This window comes from Streptomyces azureus (assembly GCF_001270025.1).
Lineage (GTDB): Bacteria > Actinomycetota > Actinomycetes > Streptomycetales > Streptomycetaceae > Streptomyces > Streptomyces azureus.
The window spans coordinates 1-7873 of record NZ_DF968463.1 but is presented as its reverse complement, the minus strand read 5'-3'; the positions used below and the strand labels follow the sequence as shown (position 1 = coordinate 7873).

Genomic DNA, 7873 nt, shown 5'->3' with positions numbered 1-7873 from the left:
CCGAACTTCTTCGCCAACACCCCCGACATCCTGCACGCCTACCTCCAGCACGGCGGCCGCCCCGCCTTTGAGGTCCGGGCCGTCCTCGCCGCCACCCTCTCGCCGGCCTGGGGCATCTACTCCGGCTACGAGCTGTGCGAGAACACCCCGCTCAGAGAGGGCGGCGAGGAGTACCTCGACTCGGAGAAGTACCAGCTCAGGCACCGCGACTGGGAAGCCGCCGAACGCGAGGGACGCACCATCACCCCGCTGATCACCAGGCTCAACACCATCCGCCGGGAACACCCCGCGCTGCACCGGCTCAGGAACCTCCGCTTCCACCACACCGACAACGACGCGCTCATCGCGTACAGCAAGCGCACGGGGTCCGACGTCGTCCTGGTGGTCGCCAACCTCGACCCGCACCACACCCAGGAGGCCACGGTCTCTCTGGACATGCCGCAACTCGGCCTGGACTGGCACGCGTCGGTGCCGGTGCGCGACGAGCTCACCGGCGAGACCTACCACTGGAGCCGGAACGGCTACGTGCGCCTCGAGCCGGGGCGGGCTCCCGCGCACGTCTTCCACGTCCAGCCGCCGCCCGCCGCGCAAGGGAACGGAGGTGCAGGAACGTCATGACCGTGAACGAGCCCGTGCTGGACACCTTCGAGGACACCCCCGTCAGGGACCGGGACCCCGACTGGTTCAAGCGCGCCGTCTTCTACGAGGTACTCGTCCGCTCGTTCCAGGACAGCGACGGCGACGGCGTCGGTGACCTGAAGGGCCTGACTTCAAAGCTCGACTACCTCCAGTGGCTCGGCGTCGACTGCCTGTGGCTGCCGCCGTTCTTCAAGTCGCCCCTGCGCGACGGCGGCTACGACGTCTCCGACTACACCGCCGTACTGCCCGAGTTCGGCGACCTGGCCGACTTCGTGGAGTTCGTCGACGCCGCCCACCAGCGCGGCATGCGCGTGATCATCGACTTCGTCATGAACCACACCAGCGACCAGCACCCGTGGTTCCAGGAGTCGAGGAAGGACCCCGACGGCCCCTACGGCGACTACTACATGTGGGCCGACGACGACAAGGGCTACCCGGACGCGCGGATCATCTTCGTCGACACCGAGACGTCGAACTGGACGTTCGACCCGGTGCGCGGCCAGTACTTCTTCCACCGCTTCTTCTCCCATCAGCCGGACCTCAACTACGAGAACCCGCGCGTCCAGGAGGAGATCCTGGCCGCGCTGAAGTTCTGGCTGGACCTCGGTATCGACGGCTTCCGGCTGGACGCGGTGCCGTATCTGTACGCGGCCGAGGACACCAACTGCGAGAACCTGCCCGCCACCCACGCGTTCCTCAAGCGCGTCCGCCGTGAGATCGACGCGCAGTACCCGGACACGGTGCTGCTGGCGGAGGCCAACCAGTGGCCCGAGGACGTCGTCGACTACTTCGGCGACTACCCGAGCGGCGGCGACGAGTGCCACATGGCCTTCCACTTCCCGGTCATGCCGCGCATCTTCATGGCGGTGCGGCGCGAGTCCCGCTACCCGGTCTCGGAAATCCTGGCCAAGACCCCGGCCATCCCCTCGGGCTGCCAGTGGGGCATGTTCCTGCGCAACCACGACGAGCTCACGCTCGAGATGGTCACCGACGAAGAGCGCGACTACATGTGGGCCGAGTACGCCAAGGATCCCCGCATGCGCGCCAATATCGGCATCCGCAGGCGCCTCGCTCCCCTGCTGGACAACGACCGGCACACCATCGAGCTGTTCACCGCGCTGCTGCTGGCCCTCCCCGGCTCGCCGATCCTCTACTACGGCGACGAGATCGGCATGGGCGACAACATCTGGCTCGGCGACCGCGACGCCGTGCGCACGCCGATGCAGTGGACCCCGGACCGCAACGCCGGGTTCTCCACCTGTGACCCGGGCCGCCTCTACCTGCCGGCGATCATGGACCCGGTCTACGGCCACCAGGTCACCAACGTCGAGGCGTCGATGTCGTCGCCGTCGTCGCTGCTGCACTGGACCCGCCGCATGATCGAGATCCGCAAGCAGAACCCGGCCTTCGGCCTCGGTTCGTACACCGAACTGTCCTCCTCCAACCCCGCGGTGCTGGCCTTCCTGCGGGAGTACGAGGACGACCTGGTGCTGTGCGTGAACAACTTCGCGCGGTTCGCCCAGCCCACCGAACTCGATCTGCGCGAGTTCGCCGGGCGCCATCCGGTCGAGCTGTTCGGCGGGGTCCGCTTCCCCGCGATCGGCGAACTGCCGTATCTGCTGACCCTCGGGGGCCACGGCTTCTATTGGTTCCGGCTCACTCGAGTCGCATCCCGCATCGGCCGGCGACTGTGAGCATGCGCCGACGAAAGGAGGCGTGACCATGCCGAAGACCGCATCCCTCCGCCCGGGTCTCACGCGCCTGGCCGAGCCCATGGAGTCGCTCGGCGGGCTGCTGCGCGACTGGCTGCCCCGGCAGCGCTGGTTCGCGGGCAAGGACCGGCCCGTCACGGAGCTCGGCCTGCTGTCGATGACCGAGCTGTTCCCGGGCTGTCTGCACCTGCTGGTCCATGCCGGTCACGCCGGTCACACGGGTGTGCCGTCCCCGGGCGGTGCTCCCCCGGCCGGCGACTGCTACCAGCTCCTGCTCGGCGTACGGGAGCACCCGTCGCCGCGCCTGGGACGGGCGCTCATCGGACGGGTGCAGGACGGGCCGCTGGCCGGTCTGACGGTCTACGACGCGCTGCACGACCCCCGTTCGGCCCAGCTGCTCCTGGACCGGCTGCGGCACCCCGGCACCGCCGGCCCCCTGCGGTTCGACTGCGACCCGGACCAGCCGGTGCCCGGCGGACTGGTGCCGCGGCTGCTGGACGCGGAGCAGTCCAACTCCTCGCTGGTGTACGGCGACGAGTACATCCTGAAGGTCTTCCGGCGCATCCAGCCGGGCGTCAACCCGGACCTGGAGGTGCCCGGGGCGCTGGCCAGACAGGGCTGCCACCGCGTGCCCGCGCCCGTGGCCTGGTTCCAGACGAAACATCCCTTCAAGGCCACCCTCGGCGTGCTCCAGCCGTATCTGCGGGACGCCTCCGACGGCTGGACGCTGGCGCTGCACGCCCTGGCCGCCGGCGGCGACTTCACGGCCCAGGCGCGGGCGCTGGGCGCGGCCACGGCGGAGGTGCACCTCGCGCTCGCCTCGGCCTTCCCGGTCGGCGAGCCCGGGGAGAACGGGCGTACGGCGACCGCGATGACCGAGCGGCTGGCCGCCGCCGCGCACTGCGTGCCCGCGCTCCAGCCGTACGTGCCGGGCCTGCGGGCCGCGTTCGCCGCCCTCACCACCTGCGACGCCGGGCCGCCCGCCCAGCGCATCCACGGTGACCTGCACCTGGGTCAGGTGCTGCGGGCCGGACGCGACTGGTTCGTCATCGACTTCGAGGGTGAGCCGTCCCGGCCGCTCTCCGAACGGCGCAGCGCCCACTCCCCCGTACGGGACATCGCCGGGATGCTGCGCTCCTTCGACTACGCCGCCCGGCAGCGCCGCCCCTGGCGCCCGGAGTGGGCGCGACGCTGCCGCGAGGCCTACTGCGCGGGCTATGCCGCCCGCGCCGGCTGGGACCCGCGCAAGAAACACGGACTGCTCCGGGCCTACGAGACGGACCGGGCCGTGTACGAGGTGCTGTACGAGGCACGGCACCGCCCCGACTGGCTGCCTGTACCGATGGCGGCGATCGAGCGCCTCGCTGTGAGAGGAGACTGAGCCGTGGCCCTGCGCGACACCTCAATCCCGGAGCCGTCCGGCCCGGTCCCGGGCGCGACCGCGCCCGCCCTGAGCCCGGAGGACCGCGGGCGCCTGCTGGCGGGCGCCCACCACGATCCCCACGCGCTGCTGGGCGCCCACCCGGTCCCCGGCGGGATCGCGTTCCGGGCGCTGCGCCCCTTCGCGCGCTCCGTGAGCGTGGTGACCGGCGGCAAGCGCACGCCACTCGTCTCGGAGGGCGACGGCCTGTTCTCCGGCGTGCTGCCGCTGGCGGAGATCCCCGCGTACACGCTGCACGTGGCGTACGAGGGCGGCGAGCAGGAGGTGCACGACCCGTACCGCTTCCTGCCCGCGCTCGGCGAGCTCGACCTGCACCTGATCCGCGAGGGCCGGCACGAACAGCTGTGGCAGGCGCTCGGCGCGCAGTCCATGACCCACGAGGGCGTGACCGGCACCCGGTTCACGGTGTGGGCGCCCAACGCGCAGGGCGTGCGGGTCGCCGCGGACTTCACCTACTGGGACGGGACGCAGTTCCCGATGCGCTCGCTCGGCGCGTCCGGCGTGTGGGAGCTGTTCCTGCCGGGCGTGGGCGAGGGCACGGCGTACAAATTCGAGATCACCTCCCGGTACGGCCAACGCTTCCTGAAGGCGGATCCGATGGCCCGCCGCACCGAGGAGCCGCCCAACACGGCGTCGGTCGTGACGGCCTCGCACTACGAGTGGGGCGACGCGGAGTGGATGGCCCACCGGGCGGACACGCCGGTGCACGAGGCGCCGTTCTCGGTGTACGAGGTGCATCTGCCGTCCTGGCGGCCGGGGCTGGACTACCGGCAGCTCGCCGAGGAACTCCCGGCGTACGTCAAGGACCTCGGCTTCACGCACGTGGAGCTGATGCCGGTCGCCGAGCACCCGTTCCACGGCTCCTGGGGCTACCAGGTCACCGGCTTCTACGCGCCGACCGCACGGCTCGGAACCCCGGACGACTTCCGGTACTTCGTCGACGCATGCCACCGGGCGGGCATCGGCGTGATCATGGACTGGGTGCCGGCGCACTTCCCGAAGGACGACTGGGCGCTGGCCCGGTTCGACGGGGATCCGCTGTACGAGCCCGGGGACGCGCGGCGCGCCGAGCACCCGGACTGGGGCACGTACGAGTTCGACTTCGCCCGTACCGAGGTGCGCAACTTCCTCGTGGCGAACGCGGTGTACTGGTGCGAGGAGTTCCACATCGACGGGCTCCGCGTGGACGCGGTCGCCTCGATGCTCTACCTGGACTACTCGCGCGAGGACGGCCAGTGGGAGTCCAACGCCTACGGCGGCCGGGAGGACCTGGCGGCCATGGCGTTCCTCCAGGAGATGAACGCGACCGTGTACCGGCGTGCCCCCGGCGTGGTGACGATCGCGGAGGAGTCCACCGCCTGGGGCGGCGTGACCAAGCCCACCGACACCGGCGGGCTCGGCTTCGGGCTGAAGTGGAACATGGGCTGGATGCACGACTCGCTGGAGTACCTCTCCCACGAGCCGGTGCACCGCAAGTACCACCACCACGAGATGACCTTCTCGATGGTGTACGCCTACAGCGAGAACTACGTCCTGCCGATTTCCCACGACGAGGTCGTGCACGGCAAGCAGGCGCTGGTGTCGAAGGCGCCGGGCGACTGGTGGCAGCGGCGCGCGACCGTCCGCGCCTACCTCGGCTTCATGTGGAGCCACCCGGGCAAGCAGCTGCTGTTCATGGGGCAGGAGTTCGCCCAGGGAGCCGAGTGGTCGGTGGAGCACGGGCCGGAGTGGTGGCTGCTCGACGACGGCTACCACTCGGCGGGTGACCACCGGGGCGTGCGTGATCTGGTCCGTGACCTGAACACGGCGTACCGGGCCACGCCCGCGCTGTGGCAGTGCGACACCCGCCCGGAGGGCTTCCGGTGGGTGGCGGTGGACTCGGCCGACGACAACGTCTTCGCGTTCCTCAGGTACGACGCCGATGACAGACCCCTGCTGGCGGTGTCGAACTTCTCCCCGGTCGTCCGGCACGACTACGGCCTCTGGGTCCCGGGCGACACCGTCGCCTGGCAGGAGACCCTCAACACCGACGACCCGCGCTACGGCGGCAGCGGCGTCACCAACCCGGATCCGGTCAAACCGGAGGACGGCTGTGTCCGGATCACGCTGCCGCCGCTGGCCACCGTGTGGCTGACGCCGTTCGCTCCGTGAGGTCACGCGGCCGCACCAGGTGTCCGACCCGCCTGTGAGGGGCACTGGGTGTCGTACCACCGGGAACCCCCGGTGGTACGACACCGCAGGGTCACAGAAGGGCGGGCATCACGGTGCGCACCGTCGGAGTGGAGGAGGAACTCCTCCTGGTCGACCCGGAGACCGGGGAACCGCAGGCGATGTCCGCGGCGGTGCTCGCCCGGGCCGAGCGGGACGACGCGGATCAGGACGTCTTCGAGAAGGAACTCCACGAGCAGATGCTGGAGTTCGCCACCCATCCGCAGTCGTCCATGGAGAGCCTGCGCGCGGAGATCGTCCGCTGCCGCAAGGAGGCGGCCCGGCACGCCGGGGAGATCGGCTGCACGGTCGCGGCGCTCGCCACGTCCCCGCTGCCGGTCAGCCCCGCGGTCGGCCTCAACCGCCGGTACCAGTGGATGGCCGAGCAGTACGGCATCGCCACCCGGGAGCAACTCGTCCTGGGCTGCCACGTGCACGTGTCCGTCGAGTCCGACGAGGAGGGCGTCGCGGTCATCGACCGGGTGCGGCCCTGGCTCCAGGTCCTGACGGCGCTCAGTGCGAACTCGCCGTTCTGGCAGGGCAAGGACACGGGGTACAGCAGCTACCGCAGCCGGGTGTGGCTGCGCTGGCCGTCGGCCGGCCCGGCCGAGATCTTCGGCTCGGCCGAGCGGTACCACCGTCTGATCGCGGACATGGTGGCCACCGGCGCTCTCCTCGACGACGGGATGATCTACTTCGACGCCCGGCTGTCCCAGCGATATCCGACGGTGGAGGTCCGGGTGTCGGACGTCTGTCTGCACTCCGGCACGGCCGCGCTGGTCGCCACGCTCGTCCGCGGGCTGGTCGAGACCGCCGCACGGGAGTGGCGGGCCGGCCGGGAACCGCTCGGCCACAGCGTCAGCCTGCTGCGGCTGGCCGACTGGCTGGCCGCCCGGTCCGGGCTCTCGGGCGAGCTGCTGCACCCCGCGACCATGCGGCGCATGCCCGCCGAGGCGGTCGTCCGTGCTCTGCTGGACCATGTCGAGGAGGCCCTCGCGGACGCCGGTGACCTCGATCGGGCACGGGCCGCCTGCAAGGAGCTGCTGCGGGACGGCAACGGCGCACAGGTGCAGCGCGCGCTGATGGAGCGCACGGGGAGCCTGCGGGACGTCGTCACCGAGTGCGTCCGCCACACACAGGCGTGAGCGTCCTGCCTTCTTCCGGAGACGGGCTCGAAGGATTCAGATCTCAGAGGCCCGGACCTCAGAAGATCAGATCTCAGAGGATCAGAACGAGGGCATAGACCAGGAAGAACGCCGCGATCAGCACCACGAGGGCGAGGATCACGGCCATCGGTGCCTTGGCCCAGCCCTTGGGCGGGTTGTGCGTCTCTTGGGGCCCCGCCCCGGGCATGCTGCTCTCCGCGGGCGGGGTCTCGCCCGGCGGTACGCCGCCGCCCGGTTCCAGGCCGGAGGTGCGTTCGGGTTCGGGATCGGGACTGATGTGACTCATGCCGTCCGTGTCCCCCGATCACGCCGAGATCATCAGCGGGACGACTTCCGTATTTCCCGACCCCTGAGGGTCGCGGCTCGACTACATTCGAGCCCCGCCGATGACGCTACCCGTCGGCAATGTCACAGCCCGTACACGTCAGGAGCAGTGCATGCGCGACCTCGCCCTCGCTCCACCGGCCGTCTCGCCCTTGACCGGCGGGCTCGCCGACAGCGTCTTCGAGACGGCGGACCGCGAACCCACCCGGCCGGTGCTCGCGCGCCGCGCCGACCCGGCCTCCGCCTCCTGGGAGGAGGTGACGGCGATCGAGCTGCGCGACGAGGTGGTGGACATCGCCAAGGGGCTGATCGCCTCCGGGATAGCGCCGGGGCACCGTGTGGCGATCATGGCCCGCACCCGGTACGAGTGGACGGTCCTGTGC

Annotated in this window: 7 protein-coding genes; 6 read left to right on the top strand and 1 reads right to left on the bottom strand. The window is 70.8% G+C overall.

Annotation, left to right across the window (positions count from 1 at the left end; genetic code table 11):
* The 5 genes from AOQ53_RS35765 to AOQ53_RS35745 all read left to right on the top strand — a co-directional run.
* Positions 1–618: DUF3459 domain-containing protein (locus AOQ53_RS35765; protein ID WP_148640426.1), on the top strand; the 618-nt coding region annotated here is incomplete at its 5' end.
* Positions 615–2333 (top strand): maltose alpha-D-glucosyltransferase, encoded by a 1719-nt coding sequence (treS, locus tag AOQ53_RS35760; protein WP_059423793.1) that lies wholly within the window; start codon positions 615–617, stop codon positions 2331–2333. The genes AOQ53_RS35765 and treS, both read left to right, overlap by 4 nt.
* A gap of 28 nt (positions 2334–2361) precedes the next feature.
* A complete protein-coding gene (locus AOQ53_RS35755) occupies positions 2362–3732 on the top strand; it encodes a maltokinase N-terminal cap-like domain-containing protein (protein WP_059423792.1) in 1371 nt (456 codons plus the stop codon).
* Positions 3733–3735: 3 nt separating this feature from the next.
* Positions 3736–5943 (top strand): 1,4-alpha-glucan branching protein GlgB, encoded by a 2208-nt coding sequence (glgB, locus tag AOQ53_RS35750; RefSeq protein ID WP_059423791.1) that lies wholly within the window; start codon positions 3736–3738, stop codon positions 5941–5943.
* Positions 5944–6056: 113 nt separating this feature from the next.
* The gene (locus AOQ53_RS35745) at positions 6057–7145 is read left to right on the top strand and encodes a glutamate--cysteine ligase 2 (protein ID WP_059423789.1); all 1089 of its coding nucleotides are present in this window, start codon (positions 6057–6059) and stop codon (positions 7143–7145) included.
* Between the two features lie 73 nt (positions 7146–7218).
* Here AOQ53_RS35745 and AOQ53_RS35740 read toward each other — a convergent pair whose 3' ends face one another.
* Positions 7219–7452 (bottom strand): DUF6480 family protein, encoded by a 234-nt coding sequence (locus tag AOQ53_RS35740; RefSeq protein WP_059423787.1) that lies wholly within the window; start codon positions 7450–7452, stop codon positions 7219–7221.
* A gap of 151 nt (positions 7453–7603) precedes the next feature.
* On the opposite strand from AOQ53_RS35740, the gene AOQ53_RS35735 reads away from it, so the two are divergent.
* The coding region (locus AOQ53_RS35735) for an AMP-binding protein (RefSeq protein ID WP_148640425.1) at positions 7604–7873 on the top strand (270 nt) is incomplete at its 3' end.

Bases quoted from the DNA above. Each gene is read 5' to 3' on its own strand.
- treS (WP_059423793.1), top strand. From the start codon at position 615: ATGACCGTGAACGAGCCCGTGCTGGACACCTTCGAGGACACCCCCGTC.
- AOQ53_RS35755 (WP_059423792.1), top strand. From the start codon at position 2,362: ATGCCGAAGACCGCATCCCTCCGCCCGGGTCTCACGCGCCTGGCCGAG.
- AOQ53_RS35740 (WP_059423787.1), bottom strand. From the start codon at position 7,452: ATGAGTCACATCAGTCCCGATCCCGAACCCGAACGCACCTCCGGCCTG.